At 46.8% G+C, this 21088-nt stretch carries 20 protein-coding genes; 19 read left to right on the top strand and 1 reads right to left on the bottom strand.

All coding sequences use genetic code 11. The features are described 5' to 3' along the window. The first annotated feature begins 83 nt into the window (after positions 1-83). The 19 genes from JJU34_RS17510 (at position 84) to JJU34_RS17420 (ending at position 20059) form a co-directional block, all read left to right on the top strand. Complete coding sequence (locus JJU34_RS17510; protein WP_228693706.1) at positions 84-1076, top strand: PhoH family protein; 993 nt, start codon at positions 84-86, stop codon at positions 1074-1076. Then, a complete protein-coding gene (locus tag JJU34_RS17505; RefSeq protein WP_228693705.1) occupies positions 1048-1497 on the top strand; it encodes a GNAT family N-acetyltransferase in 450 nt (149 codons plus the stop codon). The genes JJU34_RS17510 and JJU34_RS17505 overlap by 29 nt, the downstream gene beginning before the upstream one ends. Before the next feature lie 64 nt (positions 1498-1561). Continuing rightward, positions 1562-2110 (top strand): DUF3575 domain-containing protein, encoded by a 549-nt coding sequence (locus JJU34_RS17500; RefSeq protein WP_228693704.1) that lies wholly within the window; start codon positions 1562-1564, stop codon positions 2108-2110. Between the two features lie 145 nt (positions 2111-2255). Continuing rightward, complete coding sequence (locus tag JJU34_RS17495) at positions 2256-4190, top strand: ComEC/Rec2 family competence protein (RefSeq protein ID WP_228693703.1); 1935 nt, start codon at positions 2256-2258, stop codon at positions 4188-4190. 95 nt (positions 4191-4285) lie between these two features. Continuing rightward, positions 4286-6214, top strand: coding sequence for an ATP-dependent DNA helicase RecQ (locus JJU34_RS17490; RefSeq protein WP_228693702.1), 1929 nt, complete (start codon positions 4286-4288; stop codon positions 6212-6214). Continuing rightward, a complete protein-coding gene (locus tag JJU34_RS17485) occupies positions 6211-6795 on the top strand; it encodes a hypothetical protein (RefSeq protein ID WP_228693701.1) in 585 nt (194 codons plus the stop codon). Before JJU34_RS17490 ends, JJU34_RS17485 begins: the two co-directional genes overlap by 4 nt. Before the next feature lie 7 nt (positions 6796-6802). Next, entirely contained in the window at positions 6803-7354 is a 552-nt protein-coding gene (locus JJU34_RS17480; RefSeq protein ID WP_228693700.1) for an NUDIX hydrolase, read from the top strand. An 81-nt stretch (positions 7355-7435) separates the two neighbouring features. Next, positions 7436-8149, top strand: a complete 714-nt coding sequence (locus JJU34_RS17475) for a tetratricopeptide repeat protein (protein ID WP_228693699.1) — start codon at positions 7436-7438, stop codon at positions 8147-8149. After that, positions 8149-9111 carry an L-threonylcarbamoyladenylate synthase gene (locus tag JJU34_RS17470; protein ID WP_228693698.1) on the top strand — a complete coding sequence of 321 codons (963 nt, stop codon included), beginning with the start codon at positions 8149-8151 and terminating at the stop codon, positions 9109-9111. Before JJU34_RS17475 ends, JJU34_RS17470 begins: the two co-directional genes overlap by 1 nt. Positions 9112-9146: 35 nt before the next feature. Further along, on the top strand, positions 9147-10346 hold the full coding sequence (locus JJU34_RS17465; protein WP_228693697.1) for a phosphoglycerate kinase: 1200 nt from the start codon (positions 9147-9149) through the stop codon (positions 10344-10346). Between the two features lie 138 nt (positions 10347-10484). Continuing rightward, positions 10485-11399, top strand: coding sequence for a gliding motility-associated ABC transporter ATP-binding subunit GldA (gene gldA / locus JJU34_RS17460; protein ID WP_228693696.1), 915 nt, complete (start codon positions 10485-10487; stop codon positions 11397-11399). Next, positions 11396-12115 (top strand): gliding motility-associated ABC transporter permease subunit GldF, encoded by a 720-nt coding sequence (gene gldF, locus JJU34_RS17455; protein WP_228693695.1) that lies wholly within the window; start codon positions 11396-11398, stop codon positions 12113-12115. The genes gldA and gldF overlap by 4 nt, the downstream gene beginning before the upstream one ends. 8 nt (positions 12116-12123) lie before the next feature. Next, entirely contained in the window at positions 12124-13794 is a 1671-nt protein-coding gene (gldG, locus tag JJU34_RS17450) for a gliding motility-associated ABC transporter substrate-binding protein GldG (protein WP_228693694.1), read from the top strand. Positions 13795-14027: 233 nt separating this feature from the next. Beyond that, complete coding sequence (gene dnaN, locus JJU34_RS17445; protein ID WP_228693693.1) at positions 14028-15152, top strand: DNA polymerase III subunit beta; 1125 nt, start codon at positions 14028-14030, stop codon at positions 15150-15152. Positions 15153-15268: 116 nt separating this feature from the next. Continuing rightward, entirely contained in the window at positions 15269-16441 is a 1173-nt protein-coding gene (locus JJU34_RS17440) for a hypothetical protein (protein ID WP_228693692.1), read from the top strand. 110 nt (positions 16442-16551) lie between these two features. Beyond that, complete coding sequence (locus tag JJU34_RS17435) at positions 16552-17415, top strand: GNAT family N-acetyltransferase (protein ID WP_228693691.1); 864 nt, start codon at positions 16552-16554, stop codon at positions 17413-17415. Positions 17416-17549: 134 nt separating this feature from the next. Continuing rightward, positions 17550-18257 carry a DUF481 domain-containing protein gene (locus JJU34_RS17430; RefSeq protein WP_228693690.1) on the top strand — a complete coding sequence of 236 codons (708 nt, stop codon included), beginning with the start codon at positions 17550-17552 and terminating at the stop codon, positions 18255-18257. A gap of 90 nt (positions 18258-18347) precedes the next feature. After that, on the top strand, positions 18348-19493 hold the full coding sequence (locus tag JJU34_RS17425) for a DNA polymerase III subunit gamma/tau (protein WP_228693689.1): 1146 nt from the start codon (positions 18348-18350) through the stop codon (positions 19491-19493). A gap of 62 nt (positions 19494-19555) precedes the next feature. Then, the gene (locus JJU34_RS17420) at positions 19556-20059 is read left to right on the top strand and encodes a DNA polymerase III subunit gamma/tau (RefSeq protein WP_228693688.1); all 504 of its coding nucleotides are present in this window, start codon (positions 19556-19558) and stop codon (positions 20057-20059) included. A gap of 20 nt (positions 20060-20079) precedes the next feature. Here the strand turns inward: JJU34_RS17420 and JJU34_RS17415 are convergent, their stop codons facing one another. Further along, entirely contained in the window at positions 20080-21078 is a 999-nt protein-coding gene (locus tag JJU34_RS17415; RefSeq protein WP_228693687.1) for a DUF3078 domain-containing protein, read from the bottom strand. Positions 21079-21088: the final 10 nt, after the last annotated feature.

The following is a 21088-nucleotide window of genomic DNA, read 5'->3' as shown; positions in this document are numbered from 1 at the left end:
ATTACTTTTGTATCAAGCGCTAAACAAAAATAGGAATTTTATCCTTGTTAGAGTAGGCTGAACGAAAATAGAAAAAATCAGGATTGGTAGAAAAAGTAATTACACTGGAAAATGTCTCGCTGTTGGATTTTTTAGGGTCTGACAATGAGAACATACGTCAAATTGCTTCGGCGTTTCCACAGAGCAAGATTATTTCCCGGGGAAACGAAATCCGAATCAAGGGGCAGGCACCGGAAATCCTCCGCATAAATGATATCCTCAATATGCTGTTGGAACATTTTAACCGCTTCGGTCAGGTTACTCCTGAGAACGTGAGGGATTACATTTCCTTGGAAAATACCCCCATCGATACGGCTCAAAGCAAAAATGAGACAATTCTCTATGGAAATAAGGGATTGGTCATCAAACCCAAATCAGCCAACCAAAAAAAGTTGGTGGAATCGTCCTTCAAGAATGACCTGGTGTTTGCACTGGGACCGGCGGGAAGTGGAAAGACCTACATCGCTGTGGCATTGGCAGTGAGGGCCTTGAAAAACAGAGAGGTAAAGCGCATTATTATTACCCGTCCGGCGGTGGAGGCAGGCGAAAATCTGGGCTTTTTGCCAGGAGACCTACAGGAAAAGCTAGATCCATACCTGAGACCTATCTACGACGCACTGGGAGATATGGTGCCCGCAGAGAAGTTGAAATTCTACCAGGAAACACGTGTTATTGAGATTGCACCACTCGCCTACATGCGTGGCAGAACCCTTCACGATGCATTTATTCTGCTTGATGAAGCTCAAAACACTACGAGTGAGCAAATTAAAATGTTCCTTACCAGAATGGGGCCTAATTCCAAAGTCATCATTACCGGTGATCAATCACAGGTGGATTTGCCACGGAGGCAAAAGTCCGGGTTGACCGAATCGCTGAAAATACTGAAAGAAGTAAAAGGTATAGGGGTGGTGCAGTTGACCGGAAAGGATGTGGTAAGGCACCGATTAGTCAAATCCATCATAGACGCTTACGAAAAGCATGAAAGCGTCGAAGAAAAGGAGCGGTTCTATGGCGATAGAAGTAAGCAAAGTCAATAATACCGACGAGCTGGAAGTACTTTTTCGAATTCGAGAAGAAGTGTTTGTAGTAGAGCAGCAAGTAGCACCGGAAGAAGAATACGATGAATACGAGGAGCGTTCTACCCACTTCTTGGCCAAATACGATGGTCAGCCGGTCGCCACTGCTAGGTGGCGTTTTACGGAAAAGGGGGTTAAGTTAGAACGTTTTGCTGTGCTTAAGCCCTACCGGGGAAAGGGAGTAGGGAAGGCGTTGGTTGGTGCTGTATTGGCAGACATTGACCAAAATCCAGCAGCTGCCAGCAAGGTACGTTACCTGCATGCCCAAGTTACCGCTCTTGGTCTGTATGAGAAGTTTGGGTTTGAAAAAGTGGGGGACTTATTTGAAGAGTGTAAAATTCTTCATTACAAAATGCAACTAGAGCCTCCGGTTGCAGGTTGATTCAGTAAAAACAAAGCCCATAAATAGATGAAGGGCTCTTTCTTTTTAACTAAAATAACAGTCGATGAAAAAGTATGTGGTTTTGATGTTTGCGGTGTGGGGTGTTTCGGTTTCTTCTTTTGGACAATCCAGTGCCGATATCCCCCGAAATGAGGTGAAGTTGAATATATTAAACACCATTGTTGTGGGTTCGTTGGAACTGGGCTACGAGAGCTTTATTGACCGAAACCAATCGATCAGTGCAGAGATCCACTTTTTTGACCGTTTTGGGTATGTTTCGGCCAACAGCAACGATGTTTCCTTTGACGCTACCAGTTTTATGGTTGGGTATAATTATTATTTTGTTTCGGAAAGTCAGCCCTCAGGCCTATTCGTTTCGCCTTTTTTGAAGTATCGTTCCGGAAACTTCACGGAGCTGGTTAATTCGCAAGTGCAGGAGACTAACCTGAACAGCTTTATCATTGGCATAGGCGGTGGTTATAAATGGGTCCACAACGATAAATTTGCCCTCGGCCCCTACGTCAATATAGCACGTGGTTTCAATAACGACGCGTCAGACCGTTTCTCAGCCGTAGAATTCAATGCTGGCTTTAGTATAGGTTTTAGGTTTTAAGTAGCTAGTTCCTATCTTGGATTTTCCTATAAGGAATGTCCCTTTGTGTTTTCTTAGAACACGAAGGGATTTTCTTTGTTATCTCGTTGGTAGTTAGCTTGATCGGTTTTCCCATTTTTCGTATATTCGGGAAATTCCGCTGCGTATGCCGTTTAATCAGTATCCTTTTTTGCGGTATGTACTTTTTTTCTTTTTGGGGGTATGGGTGTACCCACACACCCTTTTTTTGCCCGGGTATTTTTGGTTTGGTGCTGCATTTACGTTGTTGCTAGTCTATGCGGGCTTGATGTACTGCGATCTTCGCCTTCGGACGTATTTCTACATCCATTTGATGCCACTATCAGCTTATGGGATTTTGGCCTTCGCGGGAATTGCTTTTGCCCATCAGAAAGACGTTCAAAACGATCCAGCCCACCTCCTTTTTCAGGGAGAACTCGAAGGTTACGTGGCTGCTGTGAAGGAGATGGATGATCCAAAGGCAAAGTGGGTAGCCAATCGGGTGGAGCTGTTGGCAGTGAGGCGAAAGGGGCAGTTTTATCCCGCAAAAGGAATCGTCATGCTGTACCATTCAGGTGAAAGTGCCTTATCGCCCGGCGATGTAGTGTACCTGCCGGGAACACCGGGTCGGATAGCACCACCAGAAAATCCCGGCGAGTTTGATTACCGCCGGTTTATGGAGCGGCAGCAGGTCTATCACAGGCATTTTGTAAACGGACCTGTAAATCTGTTAAAAGAGAAGCAGCCCCTTCGATTGACCCAGCAAATGGCCGTGCTGAGGGAGCGGCTTTCGAGAAGAATGGATCTATACCTCCAACGTTCAGAGGCCAATCAAATCGCCAAAGCCCTTCTTTTGGGACAGAAGAGCTCCATGGAATCAGACATGAAGGAAGCCTATGCTACAGCGGGAGCCATGCACGTATTGGCTGTTTCAGGTTTGCACGTAGGGATCGTGTATGGGTTTTTCTTTCTTTTTTGGAAGCCTCAGCGACTTAATTTCTTTCGTAGGGTGCTCCTGTTGTCGTTGGTGATCTGCTTAATATGGAGCTATGCGATGATCACGGGTATGTCGCCATCTGTTATGCGTGCGGCTACCATGTTCACCTTTGTAGCCCTGGCTCAAATGAGGTCTCGAAGCCCTTCAATTTTCAATCCCCTAGCTCTATCGGCGCTTCTACTGGTGTTGTACGATCCCTTTATCTTTTATGCCGTAGGGTTTCAGCTTTCTTATGCTGCATTACTCGGTATTTTGGTATTTCAACCCGTGATCGTCAGCTGGTGGACACCTTCGTCTAAGATGGTTGATTATTTCTGGCAGATTGCCAGCGTGAGTATGGCCGCTCAATTGGCAACTTTTCCACTAACGTTACACTATTTTCACAGTTTCCCGACCTATTTTTTGCTGTCCAATCTGGTGGCTATTCCGGGTGCCTTTGCGATCATGGCACTTGGGATCCCTTTTTTGCTTTTGTCCTTCATCCCGATACTTGGGTTGTGGCTGGGGACGCTGTTGGAGTGGACCGTGTACCTGTTTAATGGATTGATCTATGCCGTGCAATACTTGCCCAAGGCAAAGCTCGAACACCTATATTTGGACACGGTGGAAATGGCTCTAACCTGGATCGTGCTGGCTATGTTGTTTTGGTGGCTAGGCGAGAGGGGGATGCGCGCCTACCGCCTGACAATGGTGGCTATTATTATACTGGTAGGCTATCGATTTTGGATCCTTGCAGGTGGTTATTACAGCGAGGATCAGGTGGTATATCGTCTCAAGAAGGGGACAGCGGTAGACTGGTATCACCAAGGGTCCTTGTATGCTTACCAAAAGGGTGTTTCCGAGGATGAGTTTCGGTATATGATACTTCCCAATCGCATTCGACGCGGTCATTCCAAGCCGATTCCGCTTCGGGCCTTTGAGGTAAATGGAGAAACCTATCTGCTATCTCCCAACGGTGATCTCGTATGGTTGGATCTGGAAAGGGGCTCGTTAATGCCGAAAAGGTATGAGTATCTACAAAGCATCCAAGAGGGGCCGTATACTCAGTCGGGTGTTTCGGGGGAGCAAAAGGAATTTGTGGATTAATTTGCCAACCGACACGCAGTCCCTTATCTTGACCAAAAAAACCGATACAGGCGGATAGTAATCGAAGTCACCGTTTTGTACCGGAAATTTATCCCATGGATACATTGAAAGCAACTGCATTAAAGGTGTTAAAGTCTTCCTTCGGATTTGCGGATTTTCGTCCGCTACAGGAGGAGATTGTGCTCTCTGTGGCAGGGGGAAGGGATACCCTTGCGATTCTGCCTACTGGTGGGGGTAAGTCCTTGTGCTTTCAGGTTCCCGCTTTGATGCAAGAAGGGATCTGCCTAGTGGTAAGTCCGTTGATCGCTTTGATGAAAGATCAGGTAGATAACCTGAAAAAGAAAGGTGTCAAAGCCGTAGCAGTGTATTCGGGGATGCGGGCACGTGAGATTGATGTGTTGCTAGATAACTGTATTTATGGAGAAGTCAAGTTTTTATATGTTTCTCCCGAACGGCTCAAAACAGAGCTTTTTTTAGCGCGGTTCAAACAAATGGACGTCTGTCTCATAGCGGTAGATGAAGCCCACTGCATTTCTCAGTGGGGGTATGATTTCAGACCACCCTATCTGGAAATCGCAGCACTACGGGAGATTCACCCACAGGTCCCTTTCATAGCCCTCACAGCCTCCGCCACCCAAGATGTACGGAGAGATATCATGGAAAAGCTGGAAATGAAGGACTGTGCCGTATTTGCACAGTCTGCCAAGCGAGGGAATCTTTCCTTTGTCGCTAGAGAGGCTGAAAATAAATTTGAAAAAGCGTGGGAGGTGCTCAAGAAAGTGCAGGGTTCTGCTATCCTGTATCTTAGAAACCGAAAAGGCACAAAGGAAATTTCCGATCAGCTTAACCGGCTGGGGATTTCCGCAACCTACTATCATGCTGGTCTGCGTGGCGAGGAGCGTTCTATCCGGCAGGCTGCTTGGATCGGTGGCAAGGTGCGGGTGATGGTAGCGACCAACGCGTTTGGAATGGGTATAGACAAGCCAGATGTCCGCCTAGTGATTCACCTGGATCTACCCGAAAATTTGGAAAACTATTACCAGGAAGCCGGAAGAGCCGGAAGGGATGGCCTGAAGGCTTTTGCGGTATTGTATTACAGTCAGCATGATCTGGCACAGTTGCAGGAGCGGGCCGCACAGACCTATCCCCCTATGGAGTTTATTCGAAAGGTATACCAGTGCCTAGCAAATCAATACCGGATAGCGGTGGGCAGTAGCGAAATGAGTAGCTTTGATTTTGACCTACACTCCTTTACCCAGAATTACCAGTTGGATGTCTTGTTGACCTACAACGCGCTAAAAGTGATGCAGGAAGAATCATTGCTACTACTCAGTGAGGGGCTTACAACACCGTCTACGATTCATATTCCTGTTTCGCAGTCCCAGTTATACGAAGTTCAGGTTCGCTATGCTACCCTAGATCCCTTGATTAAGCTTTTGCTAAGGATGTACGGGGGAGAGTTGTTTTCAGGCTATGTCAAGGTGCAGGAAGGAAGATTGGGCCAGGCGATGGGATTGCCGGAAGGCCAGGTGGTCAAAATGCTTCAACAGCTGGATTCTTTGGAAGTAGTGGCCTATAATCCACGGAAGGATCAACCGCAGGTGACCTTTCTGACACCGCGTTTTGATGCAGGGAAGTTGCCATTGAACAGCAAGCGGATTGCCCACCGCAGAGATTTGGCTATTAGCAAAGCGGCCTCTATGGCAGCCTATGCAGAGAATAACCAGTTTTGCCGTACGTCGATCCTACTGGATTACTTCGGGGAGGATAAGGAAGAGTCCTGTGGCATTTGTGATGTGTGCCTGCAAAAAAAGAAGCTTGCAATGGGCAAAGATAGGGAAGAAGCCATCCGTGAGAAAATCTTGATAACATTGTCGGGGGGTAAAGCGTTTTCCTTACGAAAGCTCTTGGCTGAAGCAGGTTACTCGGATAGTTTAGACGCTGCCGAGGTGGTGCGGATCATGGAAGATGAAGAAGTGATCAAAACCTTGTCAGATGGCAGCATTAAATTGACGATGGAATGACCTATTTAGAAGATCTGTTTGGGAGGCTTTTTCCCGCAAAGAATAGGAGGGTTTCCTATAAGGAGAACTTTCTGGAGACTCCCGAGGAGCTCTCCGATACCCTCGCGTGGATGGATTCGGATGCGGGGCAGGGCGTATTAAATTTGATCTACAATAACTATCACTTGAAGACGATAGGGATCAATAAGAAGCCGGCGGTACACATTTTAAACAGCCCCTATGCCAATGGACTCGCAATCAGCTTCGAAAAACCCTTGTCTGCGACGGATTTCCAGCATTTATTCTTTGCGTTTGGCGATCGTTTGTTAGCTTTGGGATACCATCGGGTTAGTTTGGATCGAAAGATGGAGGAGTTGTCGGAGCAGGTACGCATCACGGAAAAGCTCTATTACAAGCCGCCATTTTCAACAGCTGCGCCTGATGAGCCAATCGATCAGCTTTTCGGTAACGTAAGTATAGAAAAGGTTTCCATTGACAATAAGCCCAGTTTCTTAAAAGTATTGGTCACGGTGTATTCTGACCGGATGTACCTGCCTGCACAACCTTTCAGTGAGTTTATTGAACAGGTATTTAAACGATAAGTCAGTTATGAACAGAGGGCAATTGAAGTTTTTACTTGAACATTATAAGACGGTATTTGAAGAAGAGCAGCATTTCGTTCGTGATTTTTTGGAATTGGTAGACCATCCGCTAGCCTTTAGTAGAGATCGGAAAGCGGGACATTTTACGGCTTCTGCATGGATTGTAAATAAAACCCGAACACATACCTTGCTCACCCTTCACAGAAAACTGAACAAGTGGCTTCAGCTAGGAGGTCACGCAGATGGTAACGATAACCTCTTGGAAGTAAGCCTTGTAGAAGCCAGGGAAGAAAGCGGGTTGACCTCGCTTCGGTTGGTAGATCGAACAATTTTTGACATAGACAGGCACCTGATTCCCGCTAGGGGAGAGGTTGCTGAGCATTTTCATTATGATGTACGCTTTTTGATAGAGGCTGAGATGGACGAGCCGCTCACCATGAGTGAAGAAAGCAAGGAGCTGGCTTGGGTGGGGTTTGACATGGTAGATGCCTTTGTGAACGGCAATCAGTCCATTCTCCGCATGTTAGAGAAAACCAGTCGCTCGGAGATATTTACCTAGAGCCAGCGAAGCATTCTAGCAAACTCGGCGGATAGCCGTGGTATACACGCCAAGAATCCTTATCTTTGCCAAAAAAACGACATGCGCAATATATTTTGGCTTTCTGCCGTTTCACTCTTGTGGTTGTTTTCCTGTAGTCCGTCCCCAGATAAACTCTTTAACGAGGGAGTGAAAGCGCTGGAGGCTGGTGATTTTGAAAAGGCAGTCAGTTTCCTGGGTAGATCGGTGGAGGCCGATGACTCTCAGTCTCGAGCCTGGAATGCCATGGGCGTCGCGTATTTTGAGCAGCAAGAGTGGGATCGTGCCATTGGTGCGTTTGACAAAGCAATATCCTTGGACAGCACGTCCTACAAGCCTTTCTTTAACCGAGGCAATGCGCAACTGGAGAAAAAGGATTTCCGAAATGCCGTAGTGGACTACAACACGGCCAGTGCACTGGACCCCAACCAAACCGACATATATTACAACCGTGGATTGGCGCTTTTGGGCATGGAAGCCTATGAAGATGCCCTCTTTGAGTTTGATATGGCCCTGCAGGTAAACCCCAATCAGGCGATTGTGCACTTCAATAAAGCGAAAGCTCAACTAGGCAATAACGACCCGTTGGGTGCCATGTCTTCGCTGACAGAGGTGATTAACTTGGACAAGCGAAATGCTGCGGCATTTTATTTAAAAGGCGTCACCGAGATGAGCGCCATTGGCGATAGAGACGGCGGCTGTGCCAACCTGAAGATGGCGTTGAGCTTGGGTTATACAGCAGCTAAAGAATGGATCGATGAATTTTGCGCAGACTGATGGCAGAGATCGGAATTGACATTCATAAGGCTTCGGCGATTTTACAGGCCGGCAATCTGGTCGCTATCCCGACAGAGACAGTGTATGGGCTAGCGGGAAATGCCCTGGATCCGGTAGCGGTAACCAAGATTTTTGAAACCAAGAACCGTCCCAGTTTTGATCCGTTGATTGTGCATGTGGCAGGTGTTGATCAGGTTGCTCGCTATACCCGGGAGTTTCCCGAGGAATTGAGAAAGCTGGCGGTGGCTTTTTGGCCGGGCCCGCTTACCTTGTTGTTACCTAAAAAAGATATTGTACCGGATTTGGTTACAAGTGGCTTGGATACGGTAGCAGTTCGGGTGCCCTCCCATCCGGTGACCAGTGCCCTATTACAGGCGGTGGATTTCCCGCTTGCCGCTCCCAGTGCAAACCCTTTTGGGTACATTAGCCCCACTCAGGCTGTTCATGTTCAGGATCAGTTAGGCGAGAAAATAGCGTATATCTTGGATGGAGGAGACTGTTCGGTGGGTTTGGAAAGCACCATCGTAGGATTGGAACATGGACAACTTATCGTTTACCGCTTGGGAGGATTGTCTGTTTCTGCTATTGAAGAGGTGGTAGGGCCTGTATTGATCTTGCCTCAGTCCAGCAGCAATCCCAAATCTCCCGGTATGTTAAAGAGTCATTATGCTCCCCGAACTCCCGTCGTCTTGGGTGATTTAGACCAGTTGATGGAGAATTATCGCCAAAAGGGAGAGGAATTTGCCATATTGTCGTTTTCGAAAGATTACGACGAAATCGGTAAAGAAAAGAAGGTGGTGCTTAGTCCCCAAGGAGATTTTGGCGAAGCGGCGAGAAATTTATTTTCTGGAATGAGGTTTTTGGATAAGGCCGGGGTTTCTGTAATTTTGGCGGAGGAGTTGCCGGAAAAGCATTTAGGCAAAGCCATAAATGACCGCCTGAGAAGGGCAGCTGCAAAATAAATTGCTTATTTTTGACTAACCAATCGTTTTTACCTATGAACAAAAGAATCAAAACCGTAGATAATGTTGATTTTAAAGGGAAAAGGGCACTTGTCCGCGTTGATTTTAACGTTCCCTTGGACAGTCATTTCAATGTTACCGATGACACCCGTATCGTGGCAGCAGTACCCACCATCAAAAAAATCCTGAAGGACGGAGGTTCGGCTATACTGATGTCCCATTTGGGAAGGCCTAAAGGAGGGCCCGAAGACAAGTTTTCGCTGCGACACATCGTGGTAGAGCTGAACAAGGCGTTGGACCTGAAGGTAAAAGTAGCCGCTGATTGCATAGGCACGGAGGTCAGTCAGCTTGCGGCTGGACTGAATCCCGGAGAGGTGTTATTGCTCGAGAACTTGCGTTTTTACAAAGAAGAGGAAAAGGGTGACGAGGGATTTGCGGAAAAGCTTTCCAAACTCGGTGATATCTATGTAAATGATGCCTTTGGCACTGCGCACAGGGCTCACGCTTCCACCGCGGTGATCGCCAAGTTTTTCACTGACAAGGCAGCCGGGTACTTGCTTCAGGCAGAACTTGAAAATGCTGACAAGGTCATGAGCAGTGCAGAGCGACCCTTTACAGCAATCATGGGCGGAGCAAAGATTTCCGATAAAATACTGATTATCGAACGCCTTTTAGATAAAGTGGACAATCTGATTATCGGAGGAGGGATGTCCTACACGTTTGCCAAAGCGCTAGGAGGTACAATCGGCGACTCCTTATTGGAGGCAGATAAGATGGATCTGGCCTTGGAGCTTATGGAAAAAGCGAAGGCAAAGGGAGTCAATTTGGTGCTGCCTCTGGATACGGTTATTTCTAGGGCCTTTGCCAACGATGCAGAGCAGGGTTTGGCTCAGCGTGGTCAAATTCCTGACGGGTGGATGGGGTTGGACATCGGTCCTGATACTGCCGTTTCTTTCGGTGAAATTATCCGTAATTCAAAAACCATTCTCTGGAATGGTCCTATGGGGGTATTTGAAATGAGTAGTTTTCAGCAAGGAACCAAGGCCGTGGCAGAGGCTATTGCAGCCGCGACCGAGGCAGGCGCATTCTCACTTATCGGAGGAGGAGACTCCGCGGCAGCCGTGAATATTTTCGGCTATGGCGAGAAGGTCTCCTATGTATCCACTGGGGGTGGGGCGTTGCTGGAACTTATGGAAGGCAAGGAGCTACCGGGTGTGACCGCACTGGAGCCCTGATAGGCTTCACTTTAAGTGACATACAGACCTTGCTCTCAAAAGGGAGCGAGGTCTTTTTTCTTCCATTCTGTTCTGGGGTTTTACCCATTTTTTAAAATGATATGGTTAATTTTATCGTTATACCGTGGAATCTTAGAGATGTCAATAGAAGTCAATCAACTAACAAAATCATACGGTAGGCAAAAAGCCTTAGATCAGGTAACCTTTCAGGCAAAGCCGGGGCAGATATTAGGTTTTTTGGGCCCCAATGGTGCCGGCAAGTCTACCACCATGAAAATTGCTACAGGTTACCTGTCTGCTGATCACGGAGATGTTCTTATTAAGGGGGTCTCGGTGACCAATCATCCAAAGGTAGTCAGCCGCATGGTGGGGTATTTGCCTGAGCATAATCCGCTTTATTTGGATATGTTTGTCCCTGAATTTTTGAGGTTTGTGGCGGGGCTTTATGCCGTCGAAAAGAAGAACGTAGAGACTCGGGTACGTCATGTGATGGATCGGTGTGGTTTGCTACCAGAAAAAACCAAAAAAATAGGCCAATTATCTAAAGGCTATCGACAACGTGTGGGACTGGCAAAGGCGCTGGTTCATGATCCGGATATCATCATTCTCGACGAACCGACAACCGGTTTGGATCCAAACCAACTGGTTGAGATTAGAGGGTTGATTCGGGAAATCAGCGAGGAAAAAACCTTGGTGCTAAGTACACATATCATGCAGGAAGTGGAAGCCATCTGTGAAAAGGTCGTGATTATTCATAAAGGAAAAGTTGTGGCGCAGGATCTGCTACAAAATCTGACTGCCACGGATAAAGCAGATGGGCTGGTGTTGGAGACGGAGGAATTATTGGACCGGAGTTGGTTTCAGTATTTGCCTATACGGGAGGCAAGGGAATTGTCACCCAACCGCTTTTTGTTGCTGTCTTCATCGGGTGCTCAAGATTTGAGAAAGCAGGTTTTGGGCATGGTTGGAGAGCGGGGCCTTTCGTTGGTAGAAATTAAGCAGCAGTCCCGAAGTCTTGAAACCGTATTTCACCAACTAACCCAAACGCAATGAACAGTCTTTTTTGGAGGGAGATCAATGCCTTTTTCAATAACTTGAGCGGCTATATCGTGTTGGTCCTCTTTCTAGTGTCCATTGGGTTGATAGTTTGGGTATTTCCGGGAACCAGCGTGCTGGAGTATGGGTATGCGGATTTGGAATCCCTGTTTTCCTACACACCTTTGGTCATGGTTTTTTTGATTCCAGCCATTACCATGCGGCTGGTAGCCGAGGAGAAAAAGAGCGGAACCTGGGAAATTCTCCTGACCACTCCGCTGCCCAGCTACCAGATTGTACTTGCGAAATACCTGGCTTCCTTGGTACTCATTCTGCTGGCCTTACTGCCCACCCTGGTATACTATTACAGTGTATACCAACTGGGTGAACCTGTAGGGAATATCGATTCGGCCGCATTTTTTGGGTCTTACATCGGCTTGCTGTTGGTCAGTGCCTCCTTTGCTGCAGTTGGAATGTTTACATCGGCCCTCACCGATAATCAGATTATTGCCTTTGTGATCGGAGTTTTCCTTAGTTTTTTGCTCTACGTAGGGATTGCTTCGCTAGCGTCACTAGGCTCCGGTGATTGGGCGCTGTTTTGGGAGGAGGTTTCTCTGAGCTACCATTACGAAAGTATGAGTAGAGGGGTGATTGTCTCACAGAATGTCTATTATTTCCTTGGCCTGATTATCTCTCTTCTAGCGTTGACTTGGGGAGTGGTTGAAAGAAGATGATGCAAAAGATGAATGTTGTCGTTCGTGTATTACTGATAGTTGTAGGTTCATGGGTTTTGGCCTATGGGTTGGGGGAGACTGTACGGTTCCGTTGGGACTTGACGGAGGAGAAGCGTTTCTCTGTGAGTGCGGCTACACAGGATGTGCTTTCCGGGCTGGATGAACCTCTTGAGGTGGAGATATTGCTTACCGGAGAGTTGCCTGGTGGCATGCGACGCTTTCAGAAGGCGATTGAGGAAACGGTCAAAACCTTTAATGCGTTTAGTTCTGCACCCATTCGTTTTTTTTACCAGAATCCACTGGATTTACCAGCAGACATTCAGCAGGAATACATCTTGGTCCTGGCGGAGTATGGAATCACCCCAACCAACCTATTTGCCTCCCAGCAGGGAGGGCAAACATCCAGGTTGATTTTCCCAGGCATTGTGGTGCGAAACGAGGATTTTGAAGTGGGTACTTTGTTGCTGAAGGGAGAGCGGGGCATGTCTCCCGACGAAATTCTGAACCATTCGATCGAAAACCTTGAATTTGAGATAGGTCAGGCGATTAAGCGCTTGGTAGCCAACTATCAGCGGTCGGTAGGGTTGGTGATGGGACATGGAGAGATGGTGCTTGATGAGGGATACGGATTGGTGGAGGCCCTAAACGATGATTTTGAAGTGTATAAAGTGCCCTTGGAACAAGCTGGAAAAGTAGAGGACCTATTGGATTTTGAGGCACTGATCATCGCAGGACCCCGGGAGCCATTTGATGAGCGGGAAAAGTTCTTGTTGGATCAATACCTCATGTATGGTGGGAATTTGCTGTTTTTTATCGACCAAATGGCGGTCAACCTAGAAGATGCTGGAGGGGACGGTACCGTGGCCATGCCGTTTGACTCCGGACTGGATGATTTGTTGTTTCGATATGGAATACGTATCAATCGGGACCTGATACAGGACCTTAACTTTGGTTATCATCCGGTCGTGGCGGGTGATTTTGGCGACCAATCCCAAATTGTACCGCTACCTTGGCCATTTTATGTCATGGCGGGCCGTATGGCCAATCACCCCATCACCAAGGGGCTGGATCAGGTTCAGTTTCGATTTGTAAGCAGCCTGGATACGGTCAAGGCAGAAGGTGTGCAGAAAATCCCCTTGATTTTTTCCTCGGAGTATACCCGCCGCCTTCAGCCCCCTGTCCGAGTGGCCTTTGAAGATATGGTTCAGGAACCCGATGTAGAAGCATTCGGGCAATCTAGGCTGCCGCTTGCATACCTTTTGGAGGGATCGTTTACTTCCTACTTTAAAAACCGCCTATTGCCCGATGGATTTGAGCAGGAGGATTTTCGAGAAACAGGTGATGCGGGCAGGGTGTTGGTGGTTGGCGACGGCGGTTTTGTTAAGAGTATGTTGAATCCGATTACAGGGGAGCCACTTGCTCTAGGGGAGGATCCGTTTGGCGAGACGGCATTGGCAAACCGTGCCTTTTTGCAACATGCCCTGCAATACCTTTCAGAGCCAGAGGGAATTATCGCCTCCCGTACCAAGCAATATCAGATTCGGCCGTTAAATCGGATTAAATCCCGAAGTCAGCAGACATTCTGGCAGTTGATCAATGTGGCGTTTCCAGTTGCCTTGGTTGCCGCTGTCGGGTCTATCCGGTATTTTCTGCGAAAGCAACGCTACGAAAAGTTGTAAATTGGTAAGGCAAGTCTTGGTTTTTGCAAAAAAACTTTCGAAGGAATCGCTCCATAGGCAAGGCCCTTAATGATTTTATTTCTAAATTTACCCTGTTGTATGTCGAGGTAAAAAAAACACCAGTACCGTACTGGAAAAATCACAACGATTACTTTATTTTGCCAGCCAGAAATCAACGATTTTGCCCAGTTCTAACTGGTCAGCAATGACCAACAAATATAAATCAAGTCCAAATGAAATTTATTGTTTCTTCTTCTTCGCTTTTAAAGCATCTGTCTTCTATCAATGGTGTGGTGACCACGAATCCGGTAGTGCCCATTTTGGAGAATTTTCTTTTTGAAATCAAGGATAGCAAACTCACCGTAACAGCTTCTGATTTGCAGACATCCATGATCACGGATATAGAAGTAGAAGCCAAGGAAGACGGAAATATTGCGGTTCCCGCAAAGATTTTGATCGAGACGCTGAAGAATCTGCCAGAGCAGCCTGTGACATTCAGTATCGATAAAGAAACCTACAGCATCGAAATTAGCTCGGACAATGGCCGATATAAATTGGCAGGCGAAAACGCGACGGATTTCCCAAAGATCCCGGTTGTGAGTAATGCGACTACGGTGGATATGTCCACCGAAGTATTGAGCAGCGCTATCAACAATACTATCTTTGCCACGAGTGGAGATGAACTTAGGCCTGCCATGACAGGGGTTTTTGTAAACCTTAGTGACACGAACACAACTTTTGTAGCCACAGATGGTCACCGCTTAATTCGGTATAGAAGGGTGGATATTGTTTCTTCAGAGGCAGCGAGTATCATCATACCACGGAAGGCCCTCAACTTGCTAAAGGCTACGCTTCCCTCTGATAATGTGCCCGTAAGTGTAGAATTTAACAGTTCCAACGCATACTTTAAGTTTAACAATATCAAAATGATCTGTAGGCTTATCGACGAGCGTTTCCCCGATTATGAGAACGTTATTCCCTTGGACAACAACAACGACATGACCATTGATCGCTTGGAGTTTTTGGGTTCGCTTCGCCGCATTGCCATCTATGCCAATAAGACTACCCATCAAGTGAGGCTCAAACTGACGGGTAGTGAGCTTCAGATTTCTGCGGAAGATCTGGACTTTTCCAACGAGGCGAATGAACGCTTAAGCTGCGTACACGAGGGAGAGGATATCGAGATCGGGTTTAATGCTAAGTTTTTGGTGGAAATGCTGAACAATATCAATTCCAGGGAAATTACCCTGAAGTTCAGTGCGCCAAATCGTGCAGGACTGATCACCCCATCGGATATGAAAGACAACGAAGACATCCTGATGCTCGTGATGCCGGTTATGCTGAGCAATTACGTATAAAACCTATTTCGCCCGGCTGCCAGCCGATATCCCATTTTTCCTCCTCCAGGCGCTTGTTTGGGGGAGGTTTTTGTTTTGGTCATTTTTAAATTAAAAAATTAGGCGTATCTTGCTGTATGCGATTCCTATGGTTATCTATTTTTCTGACAATAGCGTGCGCCAAGCCTAGCGACCGGGAGCGTGTGGCAGAATTGCCTGTGGAATTGATGTTGGTTCCGGTAGATAGCATGGAAATTCCGTTTATAGGCAAGCCAGTTGTCCATGATATATATCCCGGAGCACGACGCATTCTATTTATGGACCATAGGGAATTTGGTGAGGAAATTTTTGTGGCCGATTTTGAGGGTAATATCTTGCATTCCTATACCAAGTTTGGAGATGTACCAGACAGATATGGGGCACTGATGGCACCGTTAACCTTCATGGACAACCATCATTTTTTAGCGTATGGATTTGTAGGTTTCAATACCTATGAGCTGTCGGGAAAGCTTGTTAGTTCGGTGAAGGAAGAGAAAATGGAGCCCCACGCTTTTGCACAACGGACTTTTGGTAGAAGTTTTGCCAAACATGGTAACCGCTTGTTATATTTCGACCAGGGGTCACGAACTAGGGAAAACGAGGGACCTACAAGCTACGAAGCAGTGCACTTACTTAAGTGGCTTGATCCATCAACTGGTAAAAAGGAGATTTTTGCCAACTTTCCAACGGGGAGCTTGTTCAAAAACGGCAAATACTTTCCGTCGGGATCTTGGTGGCCAGCTTTCTGTATTTCAGACGGATTCATTTATGTTGCCTACGGGATTGAGCCTGTGGTTTACCTATACGATGCAGATCCACCTCATGAGCTGATTTCTCAGTTTAAACCCTCGCTAAAGGACTATCATTACTTCCAAGGAAGTGAAAATGCCGAGGTAGGAACCGATATTGGACTGTTTTTATTGGGCGGAAAAATTGAAAGTATCGTCCGTTTTAACGAATTTCTCCTGATCTCGTATTTCCCGGGATATAGTCCTGCGGACGTAAGCGCGTTTCAGGAGAATATGGGTGTTGAGGAGCGCATTGTACTGAGAGAGCGCATGGACGAAAAATATAAACGACGCCTATGGATAGGTGACCTGGAGGGTAACACTTTGGGTGATTTTGTCCCCGAGGTTTTTCAAGCCAATAATATAGGTGTTCGTGAGGGGGAATTGTTTGCCATTGGAGCGGAAAATCCAGCTAGAGAGGAAGATTTATTCCGTATATACCGGCTAGATATCTCAGAGTCAACATTTCGGGATACTGAATAGTAAGCTTAGGCTCCTAGAGAAGTACGATATCATCCCTCCTGAATTTTTGAAATTTGGGTTGCTTTTCCTAGTTTCGGATCAAACTCACAGCTGATTATAACAACGTGCCCATGCCAACCGATATTCGTCTGATGACTGCCGCAGACCTAGACGCCGCCATGGAACTCAAAGATGCAGAGGGCTGGAACCAAACCCGGGATGATTGGGATCTATTTCTTCGTATGGCTCCTGCCAGTTGCTTGGTAGCCGTGGAGGATGACAAAGTGGTTGGGACCGTCGTGGGTATCAACTATGCAAATCGGGTTGCATGGATAGGCATGATGCTGGTGAACCGCTCCTATAGAGGTCAGGGTATTAGTAAAATGCTGATGAAAGCAGTGATCCAATCGCTCAACAGGGTAGCCTCAATTAAATTGGATGCCACACCGGCGGGGTTTCCTGTATACCGACAGCTTGGATTTGAAGAGGAATATACGCTTCTGAGAATGGTAGCTACTTCGCCTGAAGCGCCAGACGATTGGAAGGAGGGAGTCAGTATGCAGCGGGTGAAGAAACTGGATGTATCGCATATGAGCGACATTTACGACTTAGATAGGGAGGTATTTGGGGCAGACCGCACCGAGGTATTGTTGCACAACCTCCGAAGCTTGCCAGCACTGGCCTGCGGATTTGTGGACGCCGGCAAAGTCAGCGGCTACTTATTGGCCAGAAAAGGGACCCGTTATGTGCATCTCGGGCCTTTGGTTGCCAATGACGATGCCATTGCCAAGTTATTGCTTGCGCACTCCATGGAGAAATACAGGGACGTATCCTGGGTGATCGACGTTCCCAAGATAAAACAGGGCTGGGTCTCTTGGCTCGAATCTTGTGGGTTTCATGTGCAGCGGGAACTGTTTCGTATGTACCTAAAGGGGAAGGATCATCCGGGAGATACATCCCGTTTATTTGCCATCTGTGGGCCGGAATTGGGATAAGAATCAGATCAGTTTTTAAAAAAAAAATAGTTGTTTTGATCAGAATATACAAATTTATCTTTTGCTTTTTAGTGATTGTAATGGCCGCGGGTGAGACAGCGTATACCCAGATTTTAAACATAGAACGCCTACGCATGGAAAAGGATACGGCTAGGTATTTTCAGTTTAAAACGACCTTTGGCCTCAATGTATTTAACCGAAGTGCGGGGGTGGATGATCCTGTGAATCTCTTTGGATATAATCTGGACGTAAATGCCATCTATTTTCCCAAAGACCACGCCTATGTGTTTGTCTCAAACTTTGACTACCTCAGGATCAACGATGCGGACTTTTTAAATTTTGGCTTTGTGCATGGTCGGGTCAACTTTCTAAGGGAGAGAATGGTCAACTACGAGGTATATGGACAATATTCCTTCGATAATTTCAGGGGGCTTGATCCACGTCTGTTGGTAGGTGGATCGCTGCGGGTCAATATGGTAAAGAGTGACCGAGTCACGTTTACAGTAGCATTTGGGGGATTGCAAGAATGGGAGACTTGGCAGCATCCCTACAGGGAGGAAATTGTGGAGGTTAGCTTAGTGAAGAGTTCAAATTATTTTTCGTTACGGGCAACTTTAAACGAGTATGTGGACGTGAATCTTGTCAATTATTACCAAGTGGGTTACGATCGTTCCATCTCGGATTTTCGGCAGCGAATAAATAGCTCCACGATTATCAACACCAAGATTACCGACCGGTTTTCGCTCACCAATTCCTTTGACATTAGCTACGAAAACCGTCCGATTGTTCCGGTCACGAATGTTATTTTCGCCTTCAAAACCGGCTTGTCGCTGGATTTTTAATCCTCAAAGAATCAAAAGGGTAGGGCTCTTGGATGTTTAAATTCCAAAGGGCTAGTCGGTAGATTTCGATTAATTTTATAACTTGCGGTGATGGAAAATTTTGTAGTCTCTGCAAGGAAATACAGGCCTTCTGATTTTAAGAGTGTAGTGGGACAGCAACATATCACCACCACGCTGAAAAACGCCATTAAGAATGACCATTTGGCCCAGGCATTTCTATTCTGCGGACCAAGGGGGGTGGGTAAGACTACCTGTGCGCGTATCCTTGCCAAAACCATCAACTGCGAGAACCGAACCGCAGATTTTGAGGCCTGCGACCAATGCGATTCTTGCCTTTCCTTTAAAGCAAACAGCTCATTCAATGTACACGAGCTGGACGCAGCCTCAAACAATTCCGTAGACGATATTCGTAACCTGGTAGATCAGGTTCGCTATGCGCCCCAAAAGGGACGCTTTAAGGTGTATATTATCGATGAGGTTCACATGCTTTCCAATCAGGCATTTAATGCTTTTTTGAAGACTCTGGAGGAGCCTCCGAAGTATGCGATCTTTATATTGGCAACCACCGAAAAGCATAAAATTATTCCAACTATCCTTTCCCGCTGTCAGATTTTTGACTTCAATAGGATACAAATAAGTGATATTACAGAGCATCTTAAGTACATTGCAGAAAAAGAAGGTATCACGTACGAGGAGGAAGCGCTTCGGCTTATTGCTACCAAAGCCGATGGCGCGCTAAGAGACGCGCTTTCTATCTTTGACCTGATCGTTACTTTTTCGGATGGCAATAAACTCACCTATCAAGAGACGATCAACAACCTCCATATACTTGACTACGAGTATTATTTCAAGGTGACGGATGCGTTGTTGGACGAGAGTATCTCATCCTCCCTGTTGATCTTTGATGAAATTCTCAAAAAGGGTTTCGATGCACATAATTTTTTGGTTGGATTGTCGGAGCATTTTCGCGAGCTGATGGTTTGTAAGGATCCATCCACACTACATTTGTTGCAGGTGTCGGAGGGTGCAAAGCAGCGATACAAGGAGCAATCCGAAAAAACCTCTTTGTCATTCTTGCTCACTGCATTGAATATGGCAAATCAGGCGGACCTTTCCTATAAGAGTAGTAAGAATCAACGCCTTCACGTCGAGTTGCTTCTGATGAAATTGGCCAACCTTCCCAGTACCATATCTCTTGCGGCCCTGGCACAGGAAGAGTCAAAAAAAAAAGCTTAGCACCTGAGCTGAAACCGGCCTCTGCTACTACCCATCCTGTTTCGGGTTCGGCAGAGGCTCCCGTGGTAAAAAAGACGCTTTCCATTCCGTCCAACCTTCGACAAGCAACAAACCAGGTAAAGGAAAGACCCATTCCGGCTGTCGTACCACCCAAGGAGGATGTGAAAAAAGAACAGGAGGATGCTAGTCAAGTCGGTGCTCCTTTGGAAAAAGAATCGGTGACGGCCGTATTAGATGAAATCATCATTGATTACAAAGCGGCTCACAAGAATATGGAGGTAGCTGTGTTGAGGCAGCCATTCGAGATTCGGGAGGACGCCATTCACTTTTTGCTCGCAGGGGAGCTGCAAAGGGATATCTTTTTGAAATGTAAGCCGGAGTTGACGGGCTTGTTTCGGAAAAAACTGCTCCATGCCCGCGTGGATGTTACCTGCGAAATACAGGAAGAAGCACCCAATCAATCCAAAAATCTATACACTTCCAGTGACAAGTTAAGGTACCTGTTGGAAAAGTCTCCGGCACTTAAAGAGCTGAAAACCAGATTCGATTTAGAGACTGATTTTTAAGAAAAAATCGGAGTTTGACACTAAAAATCAATTCCTACCCCGAAATTAATCAGGTTTTGAAGTTGTATAGCCCGCTTTGAAGTACCGTCATCCTGTTGGATAAACACACGTTCGTCGTAGATCAATACTGTTTCAATGCGGGTGGTGATGTAGCGATTTACCTTCATGGTGACGATGGAGTTGAAATTCACCACCATGTTTCCCAACCGCTCGTAATTGGAGAAGAGGTTGAGATCTGCTTTCCATCGGATGTTTTCCATTACCTGTGTATCGATGGAGGAGGCGAGGGAAATACCTGCTTCGGCACGTACATTCTCGCCCGGTATCACCCCAAAGGCGCCCGCACGGCTCAGCGAATCGTCCATTACTACCGTAAAACGCCCCGTGAAGGGAGATATGATCGCAGAGAACTTGTTATTATTTTTGTACTCCTTCTGGTAGTTTAGACCTGTGGATGACTGAATATACCCGGGACTGAGCAAATCGGAAATTCGGGAACGGGCATCCTGCTCGGCACCGGCAGGTCTGAAGTACCGAAAGCCCCGCAACAGTTGCGTGCGGGCATCAATCTGGGTGGACAGATACATGCTCTTCGAAATTTCCCGGCCATATTTGCTGATGAAAATAAAGTTGTCGTTTGTCTTTCTGGTAGGAAAAGCCCTTCCTGTCTGTCGGTTTAGTCCGTAGTTCACCGTTAGCCTGGTATCCCAGATTTTGTCGTCCTTTTTGTAATTTGCAAATAACAATAGGCCGGTATTTAGCGCCGATGAACTGGCACCACCGGCGGACCAGTTGCTCAGTGCCACCTGTTGTATACTCAGGTTAAAGTTTCCACCTTTTTTCCAGTAGATTTCCTTTACAACCGGAGCAAAAATCAGGGAGTCGCCCAACATGATGAGGGTGTCTCCACTGATGATGACGGTGTCTGCCCTGCTTAGATTTCCCACGTCTTGGCCTTGGAGCTGACCTACCCGACCGCACAGCGACAAAAATAGGGCTATATAAAAAACGAACTTCATGCGGTATTTG

This window comes from Lunatimonas sp. (genome assembly GCF_020832325.1).
Taxonomy (GTDB): Bacteria; Bacteroidota; Bacteroidia; order Cytophagales; family Cyclobacteriaceae; genus Lunatimonas.
This window is presented reverse-complemented; position numbering and strand designations above follow the sequence as displayed.